Annotated in this window: 27 protein-coding genes; 11 read left to right on the top strand and 16 right to left on the bottom strand. The window is 57.9% G+C overall.

The genetic code is table 11. From position 1 onward, the window contains the following. Window positions 1–174 precede the first annotated feature (174 nt). From ACQG2Q_RS25600 to ACQG2Q_RS25575, 6 genes are all read right to left on the bottom strand, one after another. Window positions 175–498 (bottom strand): hypothetical protein, encoded by a 324-nt coding sequence (locus ACQG2Q_RS25600; RefSeq protein ID WP_243452359.1) that lies wholly within the window; start codon window positions 496–498, stop codon window positions 175–177. Between the two features lie 91 nt (window positions 499–589). Continuing rightward, complete coding sequence (locus ACQG2Q_RS25595) at window positions 590–1,558, bottom strand: magnesium and cobalt transport protein CorA (RefSeq protein ID WP_023338002.1); 969 nt, start codon at window positions 1,556–1,558, stop codon at window positions 590–592. After that, the gene (locus ACQG2Q_RS25590) at window positions 1,555–2,259 is read right to left on the bottom strand and encodes a glutathione S-transferase N-terminal domain-containing protein (protein WP_005006007.1); all 705 of its coding nucleotides are present in this window, start codon (window positions 2,257–2,259) and stop codon (window positions 1,555–1,557) included. Before ACQG2Q_RS25590 ends, ACQG2Q_RS25595 begins: the two co-directional genes overlap by 4 nt. Window positions 2,260–2,399: 140 nt before the next feature. Then, window positions 2,400–2,939 carry a peptide-methionine (S)-S-oxide reductase MsrA gene (gene msrA, locus ACQG2Q_RS25585; RefSeq protein ID WP_023294902.1) on the bottom strand — a complete coding sequence of 180 codons (540 nt, stop codon included), beginning with the start codon at window positions 2,937–2,939 and terminating at the stop codon, window positions 2,400–2,402. A 1-nt stretch (window position 2,940) separates the two neighbouring features. Beyond that, window positions 2,941–3,384 (bottom strand): peptide-methionine (R)-S-oxide reductase MsrB, encoded by a 444-nt coding sequence (msrB, locus tag ACQG2Q_RS25580; RefSeq protein WP_023338003.1) that lies wholly within the window; start codon window positions 3,382–3,384, stop codon window positions 2,941–2,943. Window positions 3,385–3,530: 146 nt separating this feature from the next. Then, window positions 3,531–4,406, bottom strand: coding sequence for a LysR family transcriptional regulator (locus ACQG2Q_RS25575; RefSeq protein WP_011191349.1), 876 nt, complete (start codon window positions 4,404–4,406; stop codon window positions 3,531–3,533). A gap of 228 nt (window positions 4,407–4,634) precedes the next feature. Here ACQG2Q_RS25575 and ACQG2Q_RS25570 point away from each other — a divergent pair, with 228 nt between their 5' ends. Genes ACQG2Q_RS25570 through ACQG2Q_RS25560 form a run of 3 tightly spaced genes read left to right on the top strand, consistent with a single transcriptional unit; the run spans window position 4,635 to window position 7,488 of the window. Continuing rightward, entirely contained in the window at window positions 4,635–5,867 is a 1,233-nt protein-coding gene (locus tag ACQG2Q_RS25570; RefSeq protein WP_004357650.1) for a bifunctional alpha/beta hydrolase/OsmC family protein, read from the top strand. Next, on the top strand, window positions 5,774–6,463 hold the full coding sequence (gene msrA / locus ACQG2Q_RS25565; protein ID WP_425267728.1) for a peptide-methionine (S)-S-oxide reductase MsrA: 690 nt from the start codon (window positions 5,774–5,776) through the stop codon (window positions 6,461–6,463). The genes ACQG2Q_RS25570 and msrA (ACQG2Q_RS25565) overlap by 94 nt, the downstream gene beginning before the upstream one ends. Further along, window positions 6,463–7,488 (top strand): zinc-binding alcohol dehydrogenase family protein, encoded by a 1,026-nt coding sequence (locus ACQG2Q_RS25560; RefSeq protein WP_004357654.1) that lies wholly within the window; start codon window positions 6,463–6,465, stop codon window positions 7,486–7,488. The genes msrA (ACQG2Q_RS25565) and ACQG2Q_RS25560 overlap by 1 nt, the downstream gene beginning before the upstream one ends. A gap of 396 nt (window positions 7,489–7,884) precedes the next feature. Here the strand turns inward: ACQG2Q_RS25560 and ACQG2Q_RS25555 are convergent, their stop codons facing one another. Next, window positions 7,885–8,379, bottom strand: coding sequence for a MarR family winged helix-turn-helix transcriptional regulator (locus tag ACQG2Q_RS25555; RefSeq protein ID WP_004099028.1), 495 nt, complete (start codon window positions 8,377–8,379; stop codon window positions 7,885–7,887). A gap of 557 nt (window positions 8,380–8,936) precedes the next feature. Continuing rightward, window positions 8,937–9,425: a YkgB family protein gene (locus tag ACQG2Q_RS25550; protein ID WP_004099027.1), complete on the bottom strand. Its 489-nt coding sequence runs from the start codon at window positions 9,423–9,425 to the stop codon at window positions 8,937–8,939. 297 nt (window positions 9,426–9,722) lie between these two features. Between ACQG2Q_RS25550 and ACQG2Q_RS25545 the strand changes: the two genes are divergently transcribed. Then, on the top strand, window positions 9,723–10,082 hold the full coding sequence (locus ACQG2Q_RS25545) for a DUF6314 family protein (RefSeq protein WP_166479491.1): 360 nt from the start codon (window positions 9,723–9,725) through the stop codon (window positions 10,080–10,082). Between the two features lie 38 nt (window positions 10,083–10,120). Here ACQG2Q_RS25545 and ACQG2Q_RS25540 read toward each other — a convergent pair whose 3' ends face one another. Both ACQG2Q_RS25540 and ACQG2Q_RS25535 read right to left on the bottom strand, forming a co-directional pair. Next, window positions 10,121–11,080, bottom strand: a complete 960-nt coding sequence (locus ACQG2Q_RS25540; RefSeq protein ID WP_004099025.1) for a YeeE/YedE thiosulfate transporter family protein — start codon at window positions 11,078–11,080, stop codon at window positions 10,121–10,123. Between the two features lie 26 nt (window positions 11,081–11,106). After that, entirely contained in the window at window positions 11,107–11,529 is a 423-nt protein-coding gene (locus ACQG2Q_RS25535; RefSeq protein WP_223296479.1) for a MarR family winged helix-turn-helix transcriptional regulator, read from the bottom strand. 367 nt (window positions 11,530–11,896) lie between these two features. On the opposite strand from ACQG2Q_RS25535, the gene ACQG2Q_RS25530 reads away from it, so the two are divergent. Continuing rightward, window positions 11,897–12,793 (top strand): LysR family transcriptional regulator, encoded by an 897-nt coding sequence (locus tag ACQG2Q_RS25530; RefSeq protein ID WP_011191354.1) that lies wholly within the window; start codon window positions 11,897–11,899, stop codon window positions 12,791–12,793. Here ACQG2Q_RS25530 and ACQG2Q_RS25525 read toward each other — a convergent pair. From ACQG2Q_RS25525 to ACQG2Q_RS25510, 4 genes are read right to left on the bottom strand one after another with little or no spacing between them, the layout of a single operon-like run. Beyond that, window positions 12,790–13,026, bottom strand: a complete 237-nt coding sequence (locus tag ACQG2Q_RS25525) for a DUF2274 domain-containing protein (RefSeq protein ID WP_026227538.1) — start codon at window positions 13,024–13,026, stop codon at window positions 12,790–12,792. The two genes, ACQG2Q_RS25530 and ACQG2Q_RS25525, sit on opposite strands and share 4 nt — an antisense overlap. Window positions 13,027–13,028: 2 nt before the next feature. Then, on the bottom strand, window positions 13,029–14,249 hold the full coding sequence (locus ACQG2Q_RS25520; protein WP_011191355.1) for a TrbI/VirB10 family protein: 1,221 nt from the start codon (window positions 14,247–14,249) through the stop codon (window positions 13,029–13,031). Then, complete coding sequence (trbG, locus tag ACQG2Q_RS25515) at window positions 14,246–15,064, bottom strand: P-type conjugative transfer protein TrbG (protein ID WP_207788772.1); 819 nt, start codon at window positions 15,062–15,064, stop codon at window positions 14,246–14,248. Before trbG ends, ACQG2Q_RS25520 begins: the two co-directional genes overlap by 4 nt. Window positions 15,065–15,069: 5 nt before the next feature. Next, the gene (locus ACQG2Q_RS25510) at window positions 15,070–15,774 is read right to left on the bottom strand and encodes an IS6-like element IS26 family transposase (protein WP_001067855.1); all 705 of its coding nucleotides are present in this window, start codon (window positions 15,772–15,774) and stop codon (window positions 15,070–15,072) included. Between the two features lie 259 nt (window positions 15,775–16,033). Between ACQG2Q_RS25510 and ACQG2Q_RS25505 the strand changes: the two genes are divergently transcribed. The 6 genes from ACQG2Q_RS25505 (at window position 16,034) to ACQG2Q_RS25480 (ending at window position 19,223) form a co-directional block, all read left to right on the top strand. Then, window positions 16,034–16,336, top strand: coding sequence for a type II toxin-antitoxin system HigB family toxin (locus ACQG2Q_RS25505; protein ID WP_029403837.1), 303 nt, complete (start codon window positions 16,034–16,036; stop codon window positions 16,334–16,336). A 5-nt stretch (window positions 16,337–16,341) separates the two neighbouring features. Further along, window positions 16,342–16,701: a helix-turn-helix domain-containing protein gene (locus ACQG2Q_RS25500; protein WP_032663667.1), complete on the top strand. Its 360-nt coding sequence runs from the start codon at window positions 16,342–16,344 to the stop codon at window positions 16,699–16,701. Window positions 16,702–16,760: 59 nt separating this feature from the next. Then, window positions 16,761–17,255 carry a thermonuclease family protein gene (locus ACQG2Q_RS25495; protein ID WP_033488181.1) on the top strand — a complete coding sequence of 165 codons (495 nt, stop codon included), beginning with the start codon at window positions 16,761–16,763 and terminating at the stop codon, window positions 17,253–17,255. A 12-nt stretch (window positions 17,256–17,267) separates the two neighbouring features. Further along, a complete protein-coding gene (locus ACQG2Q_RS25490; RefSeq protein WP_033488180.1) occupies window positions 17,268–17,765 on the top strand; it encodes a hypothetical protein in 498 nt (165 codons plus the stop codon). A gap of 349 nt (window positions 17,766–18,114) precedes the next feature. Then, a complete protein-coding gene (locus tag ACQG2Q_RS25485) occupies window positions 18,115–18,885 on the top strand; it encodes a TraX family protein (RefSeq protein WP_029403832.1) in 771 nt (256 codons plus the stop codon). Between the two features lie 14 nt (window positions 18,886–18,899). Further along, complete coding sequence (locus tag ACQG2Q_RS25480; protein ID WP_029403831.1) at window positions 18,900–19,223, top strand: hypothetical protein; 324 nt, start codon at window positions 18,900–18,902, stop codon at window positions 19,221–19,223. Here the strand turns inward: ACQG2Q_RS25480 and ACQG2Q_RS25475 are convergent. Together ACQG2Q_RS25475 and repA are read right to left on the bottom strand one after the other, a co-directional pair. Next, window positions 19,201–20,004: a DUF4225 domain-containing protein gene (locus tag ACQG2Q_RS25475; protein ID WP_033488179.1), complete on the bottom strand. Its 804-nt coding sequence runs from the start codon at window positions 20,002–20,004 to the stop codon at window positions 19,201–19,203. The two genes, ACQG2Q_RS25480 and ACQG2Q_RS25475, sit on opposite strands and share 23 nt — an antisense overlap. Window positions 20,005–20,892: 888 nt before the next feature. Next, window positions 20,893–21,906 (bottom strand): plasmid replication initiator RepA (gene repA / locus ACQG2Q_RS25470; RefSeq protein ID WP_233443251.1); only part of this gene is annotated, 1,014 nt, incomplete at its 5' end.

Genomic DNA, 21,906 nt, shown 5'->3' with positions numbered 1-21,906 from the left:
AATACACCAGTTTAAACAATCATTCATCTGGTTTTGCGAATACTGATATTGATGATACTAACGGCCCACCGGCCTGTTGAGGAACCTGTAAAACGGAAAGGCTCATTGAAGCCGTATATTTTCTGGAGGTTCATCAGGCGCGGAACTCATCGAGGCGCGGGAATAAAATCCCATTCAGACGCCGGATAGATTCAAGCAAGCCAACTTGTCGTCAAAATCGGTGTTGCAAAAACGGGAGTGACCATAGATTCCGTTTTCTGAGACGACCCCTTTATGCTCTGTCGCCGGATCGGTGATCGCGTAGATGTTGGAGGCATCTTCGCCGTCGTCCCCGCTCTCGAGGCGCAACGCCGCATCGACGCGAATGCTGCATGCATCGAGGGTTGACCCTAGTTCGAGATCGACGAGATTGCCGTCCTTGACGCGGTATTCGCGGTCATAGCCTTTGGCGATGAATGACTGGACTGCTTCTAGAACGTCGGTCACCTGGGAGGTCATGGAAGCACCTTCATCTTGAACTGGATTGGACACGCTCGCGCACAAAGCGCGCTGTGACTCGGCGGACGGAGAAGCTCGCGAAGTGCGTTACTCATAGCCACTTAGCCTTCTTGAAGCGCACAAATAGGAAAACGCACGATATCGCTATCACTCCGAGCACGACAAAGTATCCGTAGGCCGTGTCCAGCTCCGGCATGTGCTTAAAGTTCATGCCGTATATTCCAGCGATCGCCGTCGGGACCGTCAAGATCGCCGCCCAGGCCGCGAGCTGGCGAGTGACCACACCGATCCTTTGCGCTTCCAGAAGGCTGCTGGCCTCGAAGACCGTGGACAGGACAAGCAGGAGGCCGTCGACCATGGACTGCACGCGGTGGACATGGTCCGCGACGTCGTGGAAATATGGTGTCATTTCGGCGCTGATGCAGGGAAAGTGGCCGCGAACGAGCTTTCGCACCAGCTCGGCCATAGCCCCGAGCGTGCGCTGGAACCGCGTGAGTTCGGACCTTAGTTCGAAGATTCGCGCCACCTCTTCTGGCCCGAGGAAATCGTGCAGCGACCGTCGCTCCATCGCCAGGACGTCGTCCTCGATCATTTCGAAGATGGGCAGATACTGGTCGACCACTCGGTGCAAGATCGCGTGCAGCACATAGTCGACACCCTTGCCGAACTGCGTCGGCGATGCCTCGAGTTGCTCCCGAAGTTTGCCCAGCGCTCCGGCATTGCCGTGCCGCACGGTGATAAGGTGATTGTGACCGGTGAAGATCGCCATCTTGCCGTAGCTGATCCGGTCGCCGACCAGCTCGGCGGTCTGGGCGACGACGTACAACTCATCGTTGTAGACCTCGAGCTTGGGCGGGCACAGCGGGTGCATGGCGTTGTCGATCGCCAAAGGATGGAGGTTATACGTCGTCTGGATCGCGCTGAGTTCGTCTGCGGTGGGCTCGCTAAGCGCGATCCAGCAGAAGCCCGAGCGATTCTCGTTTAGTTCGACGTGCTCATCGAGCCTGATTTCACGGACTCGCTTACCTTCGTTGTAATAATATGCGGCGATAATGGTCATGCAGGCCTCGCAGGAATTCGCAGGCCACGCTGTACAGCCGGTCGCGCCAGCCCGCGTTCGAGCCATGCCTGCACGTTCGAATAGCTGCTTAGGCCGAGGATGTCGCCCGCTGCGTAGAATTCGACCAGCGCATTCACCCAGCCAAACGTCGCAATGTCCGCGATCGAGTAATCATCGACAATCCATTCGCGGCCCTCCAGCCGGTGATCCAGGACCCCGAGAAGACGCCTGGATTCATCAACAAAGCGCTGCCGAGGTCGCTTGTCCTCATAGTCCTTGCCGGCAAATCGCAGGAAAAAGCCTAGCTGTCCGAACATCGGCCCGATGGCCGACATCTGAAAGAACACCCACGCTAGGGTCTCGTAACGCTGGCCTGGTTCGGTGGAGATGAACTGACCCGTCTTGTCGGCCAGATAGAGGAGGATCGCACCGGATTCCCATAAGGCGATGGGTCTACCGTCAGGGCCAGCCGGATCGATGATCGCCGGTATGCGTCCGTTCGGGTTCAGCGACACGAACGCCGGATCCTTCGACTCGTTGTTCGAGATGTCGATCAGGTGGGGCTCGTACGCCAGGCCAGTCTCCTCAAGCATGATCGAGACCTTGACGCCATTGGGCGTAGGGGCTGCGTAGAGTTGCAGGCGATCGGGATGAGATGCCGGCCAGCGCTGCGTGATCGGAAAGGACGAGAGGTCTGGCATAAATCTGCGATCCTGGTGTTGCGATGGCGACTGACTGGAACGAGCCGTCACTCTGAAGTAGGGTTCGATGACCGCGTCGCTGAACGACGCGGTCACGAAGATTGCGGACCGGACCGGCGCAGTGGCAACGGCAGTGAAGCCTATTCCGCCGCGGTCCCGGCCGCTGGCTGTACGTCGTCAACCTTTTGGCGCTTCGGAAGCACCCAGCCGGGACGGACGAAGTGGCAGGTGTAGCCGCCCGGGTGCTTCTCCAGATAATCCTGGTGATCGGGCTCGGCCTCCCAGAACTCGCCGACCGGCTGGACCTCGGTCACCACTTTGCCATCCCACAGCCCCGAGGCATCCACATCGGCGATCGTATCCTCGGCGACGCGCTTCTGCTCCTCGTCGACATAATAGATGCCCGACCGGTAGGAGAGCCCACGATCATTGCCCTGGCGGTTCAGCGTCGTCGGATCGTGGATCTGGAAGAAGAATTCCAGGATGTTCCGGTAGCTCGTCACTGTCGGGTCGAAGACAATCTCGATCCCCTCGGCATGCGTGCCGTGATTACGATACGTGGCGTTCGGAATATCGCCGCCCGTGTAACCCACACGGGTCGAGATGATGCCGGGCCGCTTGCGGATCAGATCCTGCATGCCCCAGAAACATCCTCCTGCGAGAACAGCGCGCTGATGCATGTTAAGCCTCCTCTACTTGATCGAGATATTCACCGTATCCCTCGGACTCCATCTCGTCGCGCGGGATGAAGCGAAGGGACGCTGAGTTGATGCAGTACCGCAGACCGCCGCGGTCGGAAGGACCATCGGGGAACACATGGCCGAGATGACTGTCTGCGTGTACTGACCTGACCTCCGTCCGGACCATGCCGTGTGCGCTGTCCCGCACCTCGTTCACGTTTGCCGAAACGATCGGCTTGGTGAAGCTGGGCCAGCCAGTACCCGAATCGAACTTGTCCGTCGAAGCGAACAGTGGCTCTCCCGACACTATGTCGACGTAGATGCCAGGCTCCTTGTTGTCGTTGTACTCGCCCGTGAAGGGCCTTTCGGTCCCCGAATCCTGGGTAATCCGGCGTTGCTCGGGGGTCAGGCGGTCAACTGCTGCCTGTGACTTCTCAAACTTCATGATAGTCTCCAATAATTAATCTAGAGAGCTCGACACACTGTCATTTATCTTTGCAGTCATTGCGCCGACTATAGCAGTGCGCCCCAGATTTATCCAATACGCTGCGCGTATAGTTTCCATAGCGCCGAAGCTCTTCACGTCGTGATTCAGTTCCACTCATACCGGGCTGCCAGCTGCGCGATGTTCCGTATCTCGACCGTTGCCGTGGAGCCGGATACTGTCGCGATCACGACTTCGCGCTCCAAGACAAATCCGTCGATCGGCCGAGTGACGAGGCCTTGCACGGTCGGCGATCGTTCCGGAAGAATGCATATGGCGTGGCCGTCAGCGACGACCCGTTGCACCCAGTCCTCGCGATCTGATCGAAAGCGAGGTCGCATGAGCAAGTCCCGTCGCGCGAAGTGATCGAGGATCCGATCGCGAAACTCGCATTTCAGGCGATCGACGAAAGGAAACTCGAGCAGGTCTTCGCCGCGCACGATCTCGTTGGCAGCCAAGGGATGGTTTGCAGAACAGCCGAGCACGAAGCGCTCCCGAAATAGAGGATGCACATCCAGCTTGCGTTCCGGTCTTGTTTCACGCGGCATGATGCACGCGTGGTATTTTCCTGAAAGCACCTCCGATGTGTCCTCGTTCGACTGGAGCGAGTGCAGCTTGATTTCGATGGATGGCATCTCCGCCAATGCGCTCTCGAAGAATGCCGTAAATTCCTTTGGTCCGACGGTGGGCGCGACGGCGACATCCAGCACGCGGTGCCCCCCCATCGCCCAGTGCTCCGAGTGATTGCGAACGCTCTTCATCGCGACCACCATGCGCCGGAATTCTGCCTCGACGTCATGGCCAAGGCCAGTCAGGCGGCTGTTCTTCCCGTCGCGATAGATCAGCGGCCCGCCAAGCTCATCTTCCAAGCGGCGGATCGCGCGGGTCAGACTTGGCTGTGACACACCGCTCAAGCGAGCGGCCGCTGTGAAATTCAGCGTCTCGGCCAAGTTGATGAAATAGCTGACTTGATTGAGTTCCATAGTCCTTTGGCCCACGCGCCTGACTGATACCTCTTCCGTGAGACCGCCTTTGGAAAGCAGGTCGCAGAAGTATGCTTGGCGCATATAATCATGGTATAGGGGCTTGTCTATATGCGCCAGACATATAAATGATAGCCTGAGATGACGATTACCGGTTGGCGGTGCGCTCCGCTCAGCTCCGTCGAAGGTTCTGAGAGCGCAACCGCCAAGCCGCGTGCTGGAGGTTTGATGGACATGGCAGGAAGATCATTTACGTTTGTCAGTGGGGCTGGCTCTCCGCTGTCCGGGCACCTCGAACCGCCGGAAGGGACGCCGCGGGGCTGGGCGATCTTCGCCCACTGCTTCACGTGCGGGAAAGACAGTCGCGCCGCTGTTCACATCTCGCGCGCGCTGTCGCGTGCGGGCATCGGGGTCTTGAGGTTCGATTTCGCCGGGACCGGGATCGGCGGTGGGACGGGAGAACCTGTGAACTTCGCGTCGGACGTCGAGGACCTTCGGGCCGCCGCAAATGCGATGGCGGCGGCGGGCATGTCACCGTCCCTCCTCGTCGGGCACAGCCTGGGTGGCACCGCTGCGATCGTAGCCGCCGCCGACATGCCTGATATTGCGGCGGTAGCGACGATTGGTGCGCCGGCCGACCTTCAGCATATCTTGCGCCTCTTCGGACCGAATGATCTGGACACCATCGCGAGCGAGGGCGAGGCCTCGGTGGAGATTGCCGGTAGGCCCTTCCTCATTCGCCGAGGGTTCCTTGAGGCGGTTGAGGGGATCGACGTCGAGAAGGCCATTGCCTCCCTGCGACGGCCGGTGCTGGTCATGCACTCTCCGCTGGATCAGGTGGTCGGCATCGACCACGCGTCGCGCATCTTCGTCGCGTCCAGGCACCCTAAAAGCTTCATCTCGCTCGACAACGCGGATCACCTTCTCACCGACGTCGCGGACGCGAACTACGCCGCGGCCATGGTGGCGGTTTGGGCGAGCCGCTTTCTCCCACCACTCAGCGCGGATCTTCCGCAGGTCGAGGTTGCGGAGGGCGTCGTCTCCACCGAAACTCTTGCAGGGACGTTCCAGCTCAAGGTCCGCAGCGGCGAGCACACTCTGTTCGCCGACGAGCCAGCATCGGTCGGTGGCCTCGGGACCGGACTATCTCCCTACGAACTCGTATCTGCCGGCCTCGCAGCCTGCACGGTGATGACGATGCGTCTCTATGCGAACCGCAAGGGCTTTCCGCTCGAACGGGCGAGCACGACCGTGCAGCACGAGAAGGTGCCGGACATGATGCCACCCGACCGGTTCACCCGCACCATTGTCCTCGATGGGCCGCTGAGTGATGATCAGCGCGCTCGGATCCTCGCGATCGCTGATCGGTGTCCCGTCGATCTGAGTCTCATCCGGGGTTCGGACGTGCAGACCGAGCTCTTGAGCGCCAGTCAGGCTGCGGATCCCGCGAGGCTGGCTTGACCGTGGCGCACACGGAGGAGGGCGAACGGACTGTGAGCCAATCGCCTACCGGCAATAGGGCGGCCGCGACAGAGCGAGCAATTCTCGCAGGCGGCTGCTTCTGGGGCATGGAGGATTTGCTGCGCCGAGCCAGGGGAGTCATTTCGACGCGTGTCGGTTACACAGGCGGAGAAATGCCTGATCCGACCTACGCGAGACATTACGGCCATGCGGAAGCAGTGGAAGTGACCTTCGACCCTTCCGTTCTCGCCTATCGCTCGCTCTTGGAACTCTTCTTCCAGATACATGACCCCACGACCTACGAGCAACAAGGCAGCGATGTCGGTCCGAGCTATCGATCGGCGATTTTCTACACCACCGAAGTGCAGAAGGAAGTCGCCCTCACAACCATCGCGGAAATCGAGGCATCAGGAAGCTGGCCAGGCCCGGTCGTGTCGGAGATCAACCCAGAAGAACCCTTTTGGGAGGCGGAGCCAGAGCACCAAGAATACCTGGTGCGCTATCCTGGGGGCTATAGCTGCCACTTCGTGCGCCCGACCTGGCGGTTGGACCGCTCAGACGAACGCCCAGCTGTAATACTTGACAGAAAGAGTTGATGATGACCGAAACCGTGACTAATCAGGCCGCCTGGCAGAAAGCGCCGGGGCAGCCACTGAGGATCGGTGTCACCGCTCTGCCGCATCTGGCGGCGAACGAGATATTGATCCGCAACGCGGCCATCGCGATCAACCCACTCGACTGGATTCTGCAGGACGTCGCGCTTTTGCCATGGCTCGACTATCCCGCGATTCTCGGCAGCGACGTCTCCGGTGAGGTCGCGGCGGTCGGTGGCGCGGTCGAGCGGTTCAAGGTCGGCGATCGAGTCATCGGACAGGCGGTCGGGACAACCGTAAATCAACCTGCGCAGGGTGCGTTCCAGCACCACACGATCGTGCTGGACCACATGGCGGCGCCGATCCCCAACAACATTGCCTTCGCTGATGCGGCAGTCCTCCCGCTTGGCCTTGGCACCGCCGCAAGCGGGCTCTACGGACGGACACAGTTGGCTCTCGCGCCACCGTTACACTCGCCGACCGCGCGTCCAGAGGTCGTTCTGGTCTGGGGTGGATCGTCGAGCGTTGGCTGCAACGCCATCCAGCTCGCGGTGGCGTCGGGCTACAGGTGCGTCGCCACCGCTTCGGCGCGCAACGTCGGCCTGTTGAAGGAGCTGGGTGCAAGCGAGGTTCTTGACCACTCGAGTCCAGCCATCGTGGAAGACGTGATTGAGGCAATGCGCGGGCGCAGTCTCGCTGGAACGCTTCACGCGACCGGTCACATGAAAGACTGTTTTGCCGTAGTTGCGAGATGCGAGGGCTCGCGCCGGGTGGCAGCGACGCTGGCCCCGCCCGACGAGCGTTCATTTGGAGTCGAGGCGACGCACATCTCCGGGACGAGCCTCAAGGATGACGAGGTTGGTCCAATGATCTACCGCGAATTCCTGCCGCAGGCTCTCGCGGCGCGCACGTTCGTCCCCGCCCCTCCGGCGAAGATCGTGGGCCAGGGCCTTGAAATGCTCCAGGCTGCCTTGGAAGCCCTGAAGGCGGGTGTATCCGCAGCGAAAATCGTCGTTACCCTGCCTTGAGTGACCAGCCAGGCGGTTTTTCGCGTTCGCAGTCTGAGGTGGCCCGCACTTTGCCGATTGGGAAGCTCTACCGGGAAAACGCGTTTGGGACGCGCGCTGCGCTCCTGCCGGAGCATGCGTTCCCGAAACCTGTTCCCGACTGCTTTTCCCCGAAACTACCTATCGGACATAGAGAAATGGGAATGCAGCGAGTGGTTTGAACGGCCGCTTCCGAAACCGCGTTCCGATCAATTGAGCGGCTAAAAGTGGGGCGATCACCGACATATTAGAATGAGACCGCCATGCCCGATCGGCCGGCTTGACGCGTAGCCAAAAGAATGCGGCTGATGGTAGGCTCGCTGACATTATGAAGCCCCGCCATCTGAGCAGCGTTGAGCTGCCGCAATTGCGAGTCTCCTACGCGTCGTCGTTCTTCTCGCGGTCCACACCTCGCTCATGCAATTCGGCATCGACGGGGCAGTTCGTGCAGCCCTCGTAGCAGCACAAGCGGCAGATGCGGTATGACTGCTCGAGGTTTTCCAAGCGATTTCGGAGAACGCGTTCAGCGATGTCCGATAAGGTTTTCAGTTCGTCTGGATTAAGGATCGATAGCCCTTCGGCAATCACTTGATCGCGCGAGGCCAGGACCTCGTCGCTCGCGACCTTGCCAGTTGGAGTAAGATAGAGGGATCGCGCGCGCCCGTCTGTCGAATGCTCCCTACGCTCGATCAATCCCTCGCTTACCAATCTATCCACCAGGCGAACAGTTCCAGCATGTGAAAGGCCCACCCCGATCGCAAGCATACGGATCGAGAGCCCGGGCTTGTGCGCGAGCAACGCCAGCGCTGAGGCGGCGGGTCCAGCTTCCGGCGCCCGCGATGAACTAGCGCGAACGATGTCGTCGCTGATCATGAGTGCGAACGCCCCGAAAATGTTTCGATCTCGAGGTCCATCCATTGCCACATCTATATGTGCGCGGAGCATAGACAGCAAGCCATACCGTGGTCCTCTTCCTCCGCGCGGCTTGTGGAAAATGTCCTGTTTTAGAAGGGTTTCGGAGGATTTCGACTGATTGAGCGCGCCGAAAAAAACGGGTCCGGCTCGTTAAGGCCGCGGAACCGTTGATACCTGGCGGCTATAGGGCAAGCCTTTTCGCTCGGAATCGCCGTAGGTCGCGCCCGAGAATCACTCCGCGTCAGCGCTGTCATCCAGGCCGCGCAGGTGCAGATCAGCGAGACCTAGCTTGCCCCCGGCGTCGCACTTCCATCGTGTCACCGCGCGCGATCACGATTGTATCAATCCCATTGAGGAACAGTCCGTGCTCCACGACGTCGGGGATTGCGGCGAAACGGGCGAAGACCGCGTCGCCATGTAGCTGAGCGCCTCCGGGCTCGATATCGCGACGGAGCATCCATGCCCCGCGGAGGTTCTGCAGGATTTGCACGCCCGCCGTCACGAGAGGACCACAGTCACGAGAGCACAAGCGCCCCTCTGTGGCGGACCGAAGCACGCAGCAGCACGAGGGACGCCGCTAGCAGAACTGCGTCCTTCAGTAGAAACTGCCCTGGTGCAGCCGAAATCGCAGGAAAGCCGCCGGCAGTCTGCTCCGCGACACCTGGAGTGGTGATGAAAAAGGTCAGCGTGATCAGATAGGTCGCTGCTGACATTAGTGCGCCTAGCGCAGAGAAGAGTGGACGAAATGCACCAAGGATCAGAACGAGACCGGTCGATAACTCGATAACGCCGATGAAATAGCTTTGCCCCTGCGTCCCGAACATGCCGAGCCAATTCATGATCGGGCTGTGTTCGATAAACGGGGCGATACCATAGGCCTCGTACGCTGTGAACTTCATCGCGCCGAACCACAGAAATACGATCACGAGAGCCCATCTAAGCAGGCCAAGATCCCTCCGACCGTGCTCGGGGACAAGAAATTCATAACGGTCGAAAATGCTCATCTAAAATTCCTCAACAGTGGTCCCGTGGGAACGTCACGAACGTCGTCTACGTGCTTCGGGCAGGCGTTGCAGTATATGCGCGACGCATATACCATATACTAATAAGCGAGATATGTCGAGCGGCTGGCTCGCGCTTCGCTGCCTCACGAAGCCATCCTCATCGGCGATGCCTTTACCCAGCAAACGCGCGACCTTTGCGGGATTTTGACTTGATGGGGCTGGCGCTCCAGGTGGGCCTATAGCCCGTTGGCAAACGTCCAGCCTGTACGGATGGACGCGGCCCTGGACGAGATAACCATGCCCACCGAAATCGTAGCAGCGATCGGCGAAGGCGCGCTCGCTTATCGAGAGAGCGGCATTCTCTCACTGGCAGATGGCAGAGTATTCTCCGCGTGCCGGCAGTATCGCTATCGCTTGAGCGAGGACAGTGTTGTCGTCGAGTTCGCAGACGGACCTCATATCGGGACGCAGTTCCTCAGCTTGAGTTTCTCGCGGACGGATACCGGGTTGGAAGCGAGTGGCGTCTATGCCTGCGGAGACGACACCTACCATGCAACCTACAGGATTCTGGGGCCGGCGGCCTTTGAAGTGGTCATCATGGTCCAAGGGCCTGCAAAGGCATACGAGCTAGTCAGCCGATATTCCCGGTCGGGATAAATGCTCATGTCAGGAGGGCAAGTCCTCTGTTGCCCTTATCATGGCCGTGAAAGGCAGCGCCGGAATAACTTACCACGCGCTGCAAATCCGAAGACGATTGTCGTCGTCATCAGAAGGTAGGCGACTATCCCACCAGGTGAAAGAGTCGGAACCGCTGCGAGGATCAACCCATCATTCCCGCCGGGTATGAGCGCGATGCCGATACCCATCAATGTGCCGCCGACGACAGATCGCAGAATGCCATTGGCTGTCGGCAGTTGGAGACGCAGATTGCCTTGGCGAAAGGAGGCGGTTAGGGCGCCTGCGATCGAAGAGATCACCGCAGTGAGCGCGACCTCGCCGGCCGGGGACATTCTGAGAGGAAGGGCGCGTTGAATCACGTCTGCGAAGGTCCAGGCCGGCGAGAGTGCATATAGAAGTCCGCCAGTGATACCGAGTCCAATCATCGAAGCGCCGAACGACCAACCCGGCTTTGTTCGCAGAACGCTCTTCGTGGAAACGAAAACGAGTGCCAGCACGAGCACAACTAGGAAGGCTAGGAGAGTAACGAGGCCTGTTGCGCTCGGTTTGGAGATTAAGCTTGGCCATGTTGAATCGTAGCCGAACCTGCCATGGTCGGCAGCCAAGATACCAATCGTTAATCCCAAGGGTAGAGCTAGAAGTCGCATCTCCCCATCCCCAAGCCGCGCCAGCGATCCGAGCAGGCATGTGTCATTAATGAGTGCGCCGAGGCCGAAGGCGATGGCGCCGATGAGCAGGAGGAAATTGATGCTGGTCGAGGGTGCGAGTGTTGCGCCCAGTGTTCCCGTCCAGACTATCGGGACCGCAACCAGGCCTGCCGCTGCCGACGCTGCGAGAAATCCGACGAACATTTTCGGCGGCTGTCTTCTGTGTAACTCATGAGCGGCCACCACTAAACAGGTTCCGCCTTGGTTCGCCGCATATCCGAACCCGAAGGCAAGTACGCATAGAAGAAGTTCGAGCGCAAACGATCCCATTATTTCAAGCCTGCCTGATCATATCGTCAGCCTTCTGATGCGACGTTCCAGCGTGGCGAGCGCCCCGGCTTAGCTTTACCACGGGAAGGCGCGATCCTGCTGTAGCCGCACAGATGGCAAAGGCTGACCGAGCCATCTTTGTCGAAGCCGTTTGCCACAAGGAGCCGCTCCGACAGCATGCCTAGAATGTCGAGGTCATTGGGCGACAGGGGCGAAATACATTCGGAGATCACCTGCTCCCGTGCCTTGAGCAAGGCGTCCGTTATCTTCTTCCCCGAATTGGTGAGGTGAATGAAGCGCGCCCGCCTGTCGGTGATTTGTCTTCGTCGTTCCACCAACTGTTCGCGCTCGAGCCTATCGATCAATCGCACCGTCCCGGCATGAGAAAGCCCGATCGAGGTAGCCAAAACGCTGATCGGCAGTCCGGGCTCCATGCTGAGTAACACCATCACGGCGGTCCCCGGGCCGCTTGGTGAAAACGAGGCCGAGACACTGGCGATGCTGTCTGCAACGGCCAACGCGAGTGCACCTAAATGGTACTTGGCGACCTCAGGCTCCATACCGCAAGAATATATGCTTCGCGCATAGACTTCAAGCGTGTGAAAATGTATGACCGCCGCATGCATCTATGACAGATTCGGACATGGTCATGCTCATTGAGGGGCTCAGCTCGGATTCCACATCTGAGATCAACGGACGTGCTCGTTCCCCAGGCGCTAGCGGGGGTGGGCTCGATGAAAGTGGACGTGCATGGGTGCCGCTCACCGGGCGCAGGCGGTTCGCCGATGAGACCGCCGGTATGATCGGACGGGTCTCATGCCCGACCTGACTCTTGATCTCCGATACCTGAAGTACGCCGTTCAGGTCGCCGAGGCCGGCAGCTTCCGCCGAGCGGCGGAGCGCCTATCGATATCGCAATCCACCGTCAGCCGACGTGTGCAGCTGTTTGAGCGCCAACTTGGCTTTTCTCTCTTCAAGCGTACGCGAGCGGGGGCAGGGCTGACTCCAGAAGGTGAGCGCTTCCTTCAACAAGCGGTGGTGGGAGCGCGCTACCTTCGTAACGCCGCAACGGAGATCCGCTCCGCGCGGAAACTCAAGACCGGGCTCGTGAGGTTTGGAATGCTTGAAGCGTTCCCGGCGTGCCCGATCATCAACATTCTCTCGGCATTCAGAAATAGACATCCGACGATCGAGGTAAAGCTTGAGGAAGGCACTTCAGAAGAAAACACTTTGGGGGTGAAGCGCGGATTACTGGACGCAGCAATCAGCCTGAGTGCGAGCAAGAGCCCTCAGTTCCAAGTTCGACGTCTCTGCGAACCAGATCTGTTCGTGGCATTGTCCCCGCTTCACGAGTTGGCAGCACGGCCACAGCTGTCGTGGGAGGACGTTTGTGACGAAGTCTTCCTCGTTCGCTCGGATGGCGCTGGGCGTGAGCTCGCTGGCATACTCCGGCGCATGGTGGGCGCCGGAGACGGAGCGGTTCAACTCTCGATCCAACAAGTCAGCCGAGAAACCCTGCTGACGATGGTCGAACAGGGCTTCGGCTTGACCATCACCAGCGTGATCTACCGGCCGGATATCGCGTTGATCCCGCTCCCATCGGCGCGGGCGCCGACGGCCGCTATAATTTCTTCCAGTGACAACGACAACCCGACTCTGCCGTTGCTGCTGAAGTGTTTCGACACCCCCTCTAGAGCGGGGACCACGGATTAATCGGCGCTCCCCGGCGTCAACGTTCGCCTGGCTTTGGCGAAGCCACGGTCTGTCGCGATGAACCGTTGTAACATCGGGACGATTAACCGAGCTGGGTCAACAGCGGACTGACCTTGCTCTCGGCCCAATAGGTGGGCGTAGTCAACAAGGTCCTGGTGGAGAGCTGCAGGTAGCTCGACCTGTACCTTAAGCGGCTTGTCGTCCGCGATGGGGCCTAGCTTAAGCTTCGACATCATCACCCTCCATATGGCTCCAGTACCAAGTCTCGCGTCACGAGAACGCGCACGGGAAATCCGGGCCGAATAGTGATCGTGGGCGCGACGTTGAGCTGACGCCTCACAATCTGCTGCCCTGCGTCGTTGATGGTGTCCTGCCCACCGTTCCGGATCGCCTGAACGAGCTGATCGTCGTTGTCGACCGCGAGTTCGGCGCCGACGCTCAGCAGTGTCGACAATCCCGCAGCCTTGGCCAGATCCCACCAATGGTAATCGACGCCATCCTGCAGCCCGGCGAACCCTTCAGCGTCAGCACCAGGCTGGCGCTCGAGAACGATCGAGCGCCCGTTCGGGAAGACGAGCCGAGTCCAGACGAGCAGGACTCGGCTCTGGCCGAACTGCACGTTGTTGTCGTACTGCCCGACCACACGAGTGCCTTGCGGCACAAGCAAGATACGGCCGGTTGGGCTGTCGTAGATGTTTTCGGTGACCTGCGCGGTGATCTGGCCGGGTAGATCGGATCGGATGCCGGTGATCAGCGCCGCGGATATCACTGCTCCCGCCTGAAGGACGTTCGGCGATACTGGCGCAGCGACGCGATCGGGCGCAACCGTCCTGCGATCGGCCGCGGCGTTCAGAAACGCGTTCTGCCGGTCCTGCGCCGAGGGCGTGGCGGGCGGCGGAGCGAGGCCAATGCTCGCCAAATCCGGCACCGGCGCGAGCGCTGGGGCAGCTCCCGCAGCAGCGGGTGTGCCCCGGCTTTCCGATCCGGAGAAGAGACGGCTGGTGCGCGCGGTCTCGATTTCCTGAAGGCGGCGCTGCTCTTCCGGGCTGATGCCGGGATTGGGCGTGGCCGTCCCGGGTGTGGGCACCGGCTGTCCGCGATCCTGGGTACTAAGGATCGGCCGGCCGAGGTCACCGGGAAGAGGGGGACCGAGCTGTGGCACGCCACTGTAATCTCGCGGCAGGCCGGCCAGTCCGTCAGCGGTCGAGCGGTTCTCGGTCGAATAGAGTTCGTCGTTCGGCCGACCGGCGTCGCGGGTCTGAAGCGCGTAGATCAGCGCACCTCCGAGCCCGACGCTGGCGACAAGACCGAGGCCGGCGAGAACCTTCCGCGACAACCGGGTGACGCGGGGCGGTTCGGCCCGCAGCCGCATCGGCGCAGGCCCGACCGGCTCGCCGGTCAGGGGCTGCGCATCGTCGTCCGGCACTTCCTCAATCCGGGGCGGGTTCTCGCTCACGAGGTCGGCCTCCCGTCTGTGCGGACGATCCTGACGCGCTTCTGCTCGCGGCCGGAGCCGAAGCGAAGTTCGGCAGCCGCGAACAGACGATCAACGATCATGTGGTGGCCGCGAACGCGATAGTTCACGAGCTCAGAGGTGTTGCCCTCGGGGCCGACGACGAAGAGTGGCGGCATCTCGCCCTGACCGATGCCGCGCGGAAACTCGATAAAGACCTGGCGTCCGTCGTCGAAGGCGCGCAGCGGCCGCCACGGCGCACGGTCGCCCTCGATCGCATAGCGGAAGTTGACGTTCGCGAGATCGACGCCGCTCGCCACCGGCTGGGCCGCCTGCGCCTCGGCGTTCTGACGGCGCAGCGCAATGAGCTGGTCTTGCGGATACTGCCATGAGACCGACGCCATATAGGTGCGCTCTGTCGAGCGCAGCTCCATGTGATAGGTGCGCATGTTGGTGTTGATGACGAGGTTTGTCATCAGGTCGGCGCGGGTGGGCTTTACTAGGATGTGGATCTGGCGCGTTGCCCCCGATCCGCTCTCGGTGTCGCCGATGATCCAGTGCACTGTGTCGCCGGCGGCCACCGGGCCTGCGCCGACAAGCTGCTCCCCGGGTTGGAGCGCGATGTCGGTGATCTGCCCGACGGCGGTATAGACTTGATAAAGCGCCCCTTGAGTCCACGGGTAGACCTGCATCGAGTTAATGAAGCCGTCGCGCACCGGCTGGACTCGTGCCGCCTCGTTTGCCTGGTTGACGCGAGCGGTCGGATTAGAAGGCACTGTTGCAAAGTTAGCGATGAGGCAGCCTTTTGTCTTATTCAAAGGCCTTACATTTCAAAAACTCTGCTTACCAGGCGCATTTCGCCCAGGGGATCACCATAATAAAATGCTGAGGCCTGGCCTTTGCGTAGTGCACGCATCACCTCAATACCTTTGATGGTGGCGTAAGCCGTCTTCATGGATTTAAATCCCAGCGTGGCGCCGATTATCCGTTTCAGTTTGCCATGATCGCATTCAATCACGTTGTTCCGGTACTTAATCTGTCGGTGTTCAACGTCAGACGGGCACCGGCCTTCGCGTTTGAGCAGAGCAAGCGCGCGACCATAGGCGGGCGCTTTATCCGTGTTGATGAATCGCGGGATCTGCCACTTCTTCACGTTGTTGAGGATTTTACCCAGAAACCGGTATGCAGCTTTGCTGTTACGACGGGAGGAGAGATAAAAATCGACAGTGCGGCCCCGGCTGTCGACGGCCCGGTACAGATACGCCCAGCGGCCATTGACCTTCACGTAGGTTTCATCCATGTGCCACGGGCAAAGATCGGAAGGGTTACGCCAGTACCAGCGCAGCCGTTTTTCCATTTCAGGCGCATAACGCTGAACCCAGCGGTAAATCGTGGAGTGATCGACATTCACTCCGCGTTCAGCCAGCATCTCCTGCAGCTCACGGTAACTGATGCCGTATTTGCAGTACCAGCGTACGGCCCACAGAATGATGTCACGCTGAAAATGCCGGCCTTTGAATGGGTTCATGTGCAGCTCCATCAGCAAAAGGGGATGATAAGTTTATCACCACCGACTATTTGCAACAGTGCCCTTGTGGCCCAGGGGTATCCTGAGCCTTGTGTACCTTAGGGTCATGTCACGACTGCTGGCAGACAACAAAAAATATCAAATCACTCAGTGCAAGCATAGCCGGCCCTGACCCCTGGTATGTCTCCTCAGAAAAATAAAAGTCCCATAATGGGACAAAAAACTTGAGATAGTCCTAAAATGGGACTACCATTATGACATGAAGATAATCGCTATCAAGACACTGAGGGATTTCTGGACGGCGAATCCCGATGCAGAGCAGCCGCTAAAAGCCTGGGTAGATGAGGCCAGTAAAGCTGAATGGAAAACCCCGGCCGAAATCAAAGAACAGTACCGTAGTGCCAGTATTCTTAAAAACAGGCGAGTGGTTTTTAATATTAAGGGAAATGACTATCGGTTAATTGTTGCGATTGCATACCAGCGAGGATGGATGTTTATAAAATTCATTGGTACGCATAAAGAATATGACAAAATAGATGCTGAGACTGTCAGCCTGGAGTAAACCCTATGCAGATTAAACCAATTAAAACTGAACAGGACTATGAAGCTGCGTTACGCGCCGTAGAGCCTATGTTTGATAACGAACCTCCTGCCGATACCCCGGAGGGAGACTTTTTTGAAATCATGTGTGTGCTGATTAATGAATACGAAAATAAACACTTTCCTGTCGAAGCGCCGGACCCGATTGAAGCTATTAAGTTCAGGATGGAACAGCAGGGGCTGACGGTAAAAGATCTTGAGCCGGCAATCGGAAAATCTAACCGGGTCTATGAAGTGCTTAACCGTAAACGTAATCTGACACTGCCCATGATCAGGAAATTACATTCAATGTTCGGTATTCCTTTAAAAAGCCTCGTTGGAGGATAAGCCGAGTTGAAATTTACGTGCTTAATAACCGCAGTGTATACAACCGGGGATAACGAATAATGAAAAGGAAGTTCTGCTCGCTGGTTTTGTTCGTTGTGGCGTTTTCGGCCAGTGCAGATATCATCGGCCGGATTGTGCGCGTGCTGGACGGGGATACCGTTGAGGTGCTTGAGCCAGGAAACCAACTGACGCGCATTCGTCTGGCCGGTATCGATGCGCCGGAAAAGAGTCAGCCCTTCGGCCAGCGTTCCCGTCAGGAACTCTCATCGATGGTGGCCCAGCGGCATGTAACCGTCACCGGAAGTGATACGGATCGCTATGGACGTGTGCTCGGTACCGTGTGGCTTGGCGTGACGGATGTGAATGCCGAACAGATACGCAAAGGCATGGCCTGGGCATACCGGTACCACGGAAAACCCGTCCAGCCAGACTACGCTGTTCTGGAGGCCGAAGCCCGCCGTCAGTCAGTCGGACTCTGGTCAGAACCGGGTCAGACAGAGCCCTGGCGCTGGCGTAGTCTGCATCAGGAAGAGCTAAAAACGAATAAAAATTAAGGAAATTATTGTATGACTTTAAAATTAACCGAAAGCAAACTGGAAATTCTTGTCGATACGTTAAATGCCATTATATGCGGTGAAGTAAATATTACGCGTGAGCAGCGCGAAAATATGGTCAGGACGGTTGCAACCCTGGGTGGGTTAACAGAACGGCAGCGCCTCATCACTGCGGAAAAAGAAGCCAGAAAGCAGGTAAAAGAAGAAAAGGAAAAAAAACCACGCCTTCCTGATGAAGTGTTTCCGCGTTCTGGAAAACCGTGGGCACCGGAGGACCTGGACCTTATTCATTCGATTATTGCTGATATTCCGGATGACAGAATCGATGATCATATACTCTGGCTGTCGAAGAAGCTGCAGCGCACCCCTTATGCCATCACCCTGAAAATTGTCAGTGAAGGTCGTATGAGCGAGGAATGGGCTAAAGGGTGGAAGCCTGCCGCAAAATCTATTCGTGAAGATTTTGCTCTGGTCAAAGCAAAGACTTCAGCAAACAATACAGATAATTAATGAACGGTCTTAACTTACTTAAAATGAGTCGATAAATTGACTAAGTTTTAATGCGCTAATATGAAAAATTTATTAGGAAATTTCCTACTCCACTAAATATAATATTCATGCGGCCGATAATAAGAGTGTAAGAAAGGGGGCGGTGTGAACGATTTTCATAATTTAAGTATTTGTATTCAGAATAAGGATGTGGCAGGCGCAATGCGCGTGCTGCGTGATAAATCAGAATTTGCGGTGCGCAAGATTCTGGAGAAACTTAAGATCAGGGTCGCAACGCATACCGGCAGGGCATTCTGGCATTATGTTCAGAGCTGGCTGTTAACCGCGTGTCGCCAGGGGAATCTACAGCATGAATCGTTCAGTACCCGACGTTCTTCCCGCTATCCGGAACGCCAGCCAGCTCAGTCCCGCTGCTCTCGATATGGTCAAGCTTCTCGCGCTTCTGGCCATGATTATCGATCACACCAATACGGTGTTTCTGTCGCCAGCCTGGCCGGTGATGTATGCGCTTGGCCGGATGGCCTTCCCCCTGTTTACGCTTATATGGGCGATGAACGTACAGCGCACCCCGGAACGACTGCAGAAGAGAGCCAGTCGTCTGTGGATCTGGGCAGTCATCACGCAGCCGGTGTTCAGCCTGGCCTTCTCGCATCACCAGCCCTGGTGGGCCCTGAACATTCTGTTCGTGTTTGCAGGCGTCACGCAGCTGCATGCCCTTCAGTACCGGCACGGCCGGAAGGGAATGCTCGCCGGATATCTGCTCCTGGCCCTCATGATTTGGCCACTGGAGCCGGCAAGCTACGGGCTGGCAGGAATAACGCTCGCTATCAGTATGGCAACGGTTTCTGGCAGCTATACACCCGGAGTGCAGCGGCTGGCGGCCATCACTGCCGTGCTGTCACTGATTTGTTTAAACGGGTTATCGCATCTCCTGGATATGCCCGCAGAAACATTATTACTGGCCACGCTGCCTACTCTGGCATTCCCCCTGGCAGTAGTTTCCTTCTGCAGGCAAATCTGTCCGGACGGCCGCCGGCGTTTCATGCCGCGTAATTTCTTTTATTATGCTTACGCCGGTCACCTGGGGATTATTGGTCTGATACAGTATACTTTCGCCTGATTAGGGAGGACGTGATGGCTATCAGTGAGAAAGAGCTGCTTGAGGCAGGTTTCAGCAAGAGCGAAGTGGACAATTTACAGGGCCGGCTTGCAGCAGGCGGAGGCACCATGCAGCATCTCATCGATGCGCTATCACGGCGCTTCCGGGTGTCGGTATGGATCACTGTCGCGCTGGTTCTGGTTATGCTGGTCACCCTCATTGCTGGCAGCCGGACACACATTCTTTCCGGGGGCATGAGTTCCCTTGTCGTCCTGATCATTGCCTGGGTGACCTTCCCACCTGTACTGGGCTGGAAAGCATTCCGCCTGCAGAAGACTATTTCCCGGAAGGCTCAATAGTCAGTAAATCAAGCGCCACTTTGGCTTTAACTCCCCATCCCGCAATTTTAAGCGCCATTGCGGGACGTGGCGTGCCGGATACTTTCCTGAAGAAATCGGGCCTGGTCCAGTACCACAGCCGTTGTGCTTCGGGTTTCAGCCTCAGGCCATAAGCGCCGTACACTTCGCTGAAGAGTGTGACAGCCTTATAGGTTCCCAGCCCCTGCTGCCGGCTGAAGCCCATAAATTCAGCGAACTCCATCGATCCGTCCGCAAATATCCCCTCCGTCTGTTTATCACCGAGGAGATTGTGCGCGGCTTCCCGTGAAATCGTGTTAAAGCCATTTACGACTATCACCGCACCAGCCACCACGCCCACCGGCGTCATCGAGGACATCATGACGATCCCACCAAAGATGGCCGCACCGGCCACCACGACGTCGACCGCTGAAATGATGTAGCCCACAATTTTGTTCTCGTCCCGGACAACCTTCACCTCGGCATAGAGTTTTGCATAGCCGGTTTTGAGCGAACGGGACTGCTCCAGCAGGCTGGTATTTTCAGCCCGTAAGGCCCGCAAACAGGCCATACAGTCATCATCCGTTTTCGCCCGGCGTGCGGCCTCAAACTGGGCCATGATGAATGCCCTGATCTCATCCACAAACTGAATCCGGATAAAACCATCCTGGAGATGCATGGCCGCCACCGTGTTGGCCGTGTTAACCAGTTTTCTGGCCTCCAGGTTGATCATGGTTTCCGCCCAGGCACGGGGATTCTGGCCGGGTAAAAGCAACGTGTCCATTTTATCGCCTCGCTTATCTGTTTCTGAAAGCATATTCCCGATACGAGTTTTGACAACAAAAAAGGACACACTGCCCTGCAGAACTCACTGATGCCGCATCGCGGCATGGAGGCGCCAGCTGAAGCCAGACAGGGAGAGGAAGTCGACGGGCGCCGTGACCGGCGTAAGCCGCTGCGGTTTGAAAGGTTCTGCCTGTCCCATCCCTTACCCTGCAAAGCCATACCCGTTAACCGCCACGCCTGGTAGTGACGTGCGCGGTCGGAGTGAGCACGTCGAGGCCAGAGGCCGCTGACGGGCTGTATCTCCGCGTTAGCGCCGTCAGGCGCTTACGAGCGTGTACAGCGGGCTTGCCGCGACTCAAACTGCAGCTGCTCTTTTTTCTAGTTACAACATCCCTCTTAAAGCGAGGGTGTTCCGGCCCTGCGGGCCGGGGCGGCGTCGGTTTAGCAGGGGTCAGATATGTATGCGGTGCCGGGTTGTGGCCAGAACGGGGCCCGGCGCTTGCGACGGGAGGAACTTTTGATTTCCTTCTGAGCGCGCGGCCGTGAGGCCGCTGCATGCGAAGGCATTTTACGGTATCCACAGAGTGGCCAAAGACAAAGATCTACTCTGGAATGTAATGAACAGAGAGATAAAAAAGGTGAAGTAAGACTGTTTTGCGGAATGTCTTATATTCATTTCCGGGTTACTTCACTTATTCGTTTGCGGATTTCTGTGTAAAAAAAAGAGACAGTGGACATTGCGGGCCATAACGACCGGCAGAACGTCATGGTGACCGGAAGAAGAAAGGAGTGAAGGATAAAAAATGAGCATAATGGCCGAAAAAAACCAGCACGAAAAGCCCCGGTGAGGGGCCTGTAAACAGAAAGACATTTGTTTCGTCTGTGACTAGTCCGGTGGAGAAAGCGCCAGATCCAGCTGGTAAAGATGCTGGATGGCCAGAGCCTTCAGGCGCTCAGATGTGCACCAGTACGCTTCGTCAGGCGGCAGGGTGCGGTAAATCCATTCAGACATTGCATGGAGTCGTTCATCTGCCGGCAGCTTAATCAGATTGTTGGCACGTTTACGCTCTGCGCCTTTTTTGCGGCGGTAAACGAGTGCCTCCCGGCGCTTACGGTCAGACCAGCATTTCCGCGCGGAGTGGGGCTGAACATCATCATGTTCGCTCATCACCCCTTCCCGGATCAGCTGCTCACGCTCGGCGCTCTGACGGAGCTTCTTCTCCTGCTCTTTAAACAGCTTGTCCATATCGACGCCCAGCATCTGGAATCCCACGGGGGTGATATAGACATACGTTGGCAGCCAGGAGCGGGATTCACGATCCCAGGTGCGTTCTTCCGCAAGGCCAAGAACGCCAAACCTTACCTGTTCCTCAATAAGCCGTGAAAGGCGTGACACCGTCACCTCCGTTTCCGGAATGACATTGCCTTTTGCGTCCTTTGCACTGAGTTCTTTTGCAAGACGGGAGATACACATGCCAATGGTATGCTTGCCGGCATCACAGAAGCTGATGAGCACTGGCCAGAGCGCATCGAGCAGGCGCTGACGTTCCGGACGGAAGCCATATTTACGTCCCGCCTTACGGCGGCCGGCGACATAGAGAGGGTGACGCGAAACATGCATGCGCAGGCTGACCTGCCCGGTTTCTTTGTCTTTTTTTACCAGGCGATTGTAGGCATGACCGAGCTGTCCGGAGAGCTTTTTATAATGCTCCGGGCGATACCAGGCCGGGTTCTCACATTTGGCTTTTGTGGAATGCTCACCGCGTTTGCGGCGGGTCAGTTTTTTGATCGGTGCAATGAGGAAATTACCCTGAGTGCCGGCATCGACATCCTGCCAGAAACGGGTTAGCTCATCTTTCGGTAGATCTGACCAGTGAACAGAAATCTGATTGTCATTCAC

Origin of the sequence: Enterobacter cloacae complex sp. 370H10 (assembly GCF_050031535.1) — a bacterium.
In the GTDB taxonomy this organism is placed as follows: Bacteria; Pseudomonadota; Gammaproteobacteria; order Enterobacterales; family Enterobacteriaceae; genus Enterobacter; species Enterobacter intestinihominis.
The sequence above is the reverse complement of the archived record's forward strand: the minus strand, read 5'-3'. Positions and strand labels throughout refer to the sequence as shown.

Excerpts from the sequence above, each read along its gene's own strand:
- ACQG2Q_RS25535 (WP_223296479.1), bottom strand. The coding sequence starts at position 11,529 with ATGGTGTTACTCAGCATGGAGCCCGGACTGCCGATCAGCGTTTTGGCT.
- ACQG2Q_RS25505 (WP_029403837.1), top strand. The coding sequence starts at position 16,034 with ATGAAGATAATCGCTATCAAGACACTGAGGGATTTCTGGACGGCGAAT.
- ACQG2Q_RS25545 (WP_166479491.1), top strand. The coding sequence starts at position 9,723 with ATGCCCACCGAAATCGTAGCAGCGATCGGCGAAGGCGCGCTCGCTTAT.
- ACQG2Q_RS25595 (WP_023338002.1), bottom strand. The coding sequence starts at position 1,558 with ATGACCATTATCGCCGCATATTATTACAACGAAGGTAAGCGAGTCCGT.
- ACQG2Q_RS25550 (WP_004099027.1), bottom strand. The coding sequence starts at position 9,425 with ATGAGCATTTTCGACCGTTATGAATTTCTTGTCCCCGAGCACGGTCGG.
- ACQG2Q_RS25530 (WP_011191354.1), top strand. The coding sequence starts at position 11,897 with ATGCCCGACCTGACTCTTGATCTCCGATACCTGAAGTACGCCGTTCAG.
- ACQG2Q_RS25495 (WP_033488181.1), top strand. The coding sequence starts at position 16,761 with ATGAAAAGGAAGTTCTGCTCGCTGGTTTTGTTCGTTGTGGCGTTTTCG.
- msrB (WP_023338003.1), bottom strand. The coding sequence starts at position 3,384 with ATGAAGTTTGAGAAGTCACAGGCAGCAGTTGACCGCCTGACCCCCGAG.
- ACQG2Q_RS25475 (WP_033488179.1), bottom strand. The coding sequence starts at position 20,004 with ATGGACACGTTGCTTTTACCCGGCCAGAATCCCCGTGCCTGGGCGGAA.
- ACQG2Q_RS25500 (WP_032663667.1), top strand. The coding sequence starts at position 16,342 with ATGCAGATTAAACCAATTAAAACTGAACAGGACTATGAAGCTGCGTTA.
- ACQG2Q_RS25590 (WP_005006007.1), bottom strand. The coding sequence starts at position 2,259 with ATGCCAGACCTCTCGTCCTTTCCGATCACGCAGCGCTGGCCGGCATCT.
- ACQG2Q_RS25570 (WP_004357650.1), top strand. The coding sequence starts at position 4,635 with ATGGACATGGCAGGAAGATCATTTACGTTTGTCAGTGGGGCTGGCTCT.
- ACQG2Q_RS25560 (WP_004357654.1), top strand. The coding sequence starts at position 6,463 with ATGATGACCGAAACCGTGACTAATCAGGCCGCCTGGCAGAAAGCGCCG.
- ACQG2Q_RS25540 (WP_004099025.1), bottom strand. The coding sequence starts at position 11,080 with ATGGGATCGTTTGCGCTCGAACTTCTTCTATGCGTACTTGCCTTCGGG.
- ACQG2Q_RS25490 (WP_033488180.1), top strand. The coding sequence starts at position 17,268 with ATGACTTTAAAATTAACCGAAAGCAAACTGGAAATTCTTGTCGATACG.
- msrA (WP_023294902.1), bottom strand. The coding sequence starts at position 2,939 with ATGCATCAGCGCGCTGTTCTCGCAGGAGGATGTTTCTGGGGCATGCAG.
- ACQG2Q_RS25600 (WP_243452359.1), bottom strand. The coding sequence starts at position 498 with ATGACCTCCCAGGTGACCGACGTTCTAGAAGCAGTCCAGTCATTCATC.
- ACQG2Q_RS25525 (WP_026227538.1), bottom strand. The coding sequence starts at position 13,026 with ATGTCGAAGCTTAAGCTAGGCCCCATCGCGGACGACAAGCCGCTTAAG.
- ACQG2Q_RS25480 (WP_029403831.1), top strand. The coding sequence starts at position 18,900 with ATGGCTATCAGTGAGAAAGAGCTGCTTGAGGCAGGTTTCAGCAAGAGC.
- ACQG2Q_RS25555 (WP_004099028.1), bottom strand. The coding sequence starts at position 8,379 with ATGATCAGCGACGACATCGTTCGCGCTAGTTCATCGCGGGCGCCGGAA.
- ACQG2Q_RS25575 (WP_011191349.1), bottom strand. The coding sequence starts at position 4,406 with ATGGAACTCAATCAAGTCAGCTATTTCATCAACTTGGCCGAGACGCTG.
- ACQG2Q_RS25510 (WP_001067855.1), bottom strand. The coding sequence starts at position 15,774 with ATGAACCCATTCAAAGGCCGGCATTTTCAGCGTGACATCATTCTGTGG.
- ACQG2Q_RS25485 (WP_029403832.1), top strand. The coding sequence starts at position 18,115 with ATGAATCGTTCAGTACCCGACGTTCTTCCCGCTATCCGGAACGCCAGC.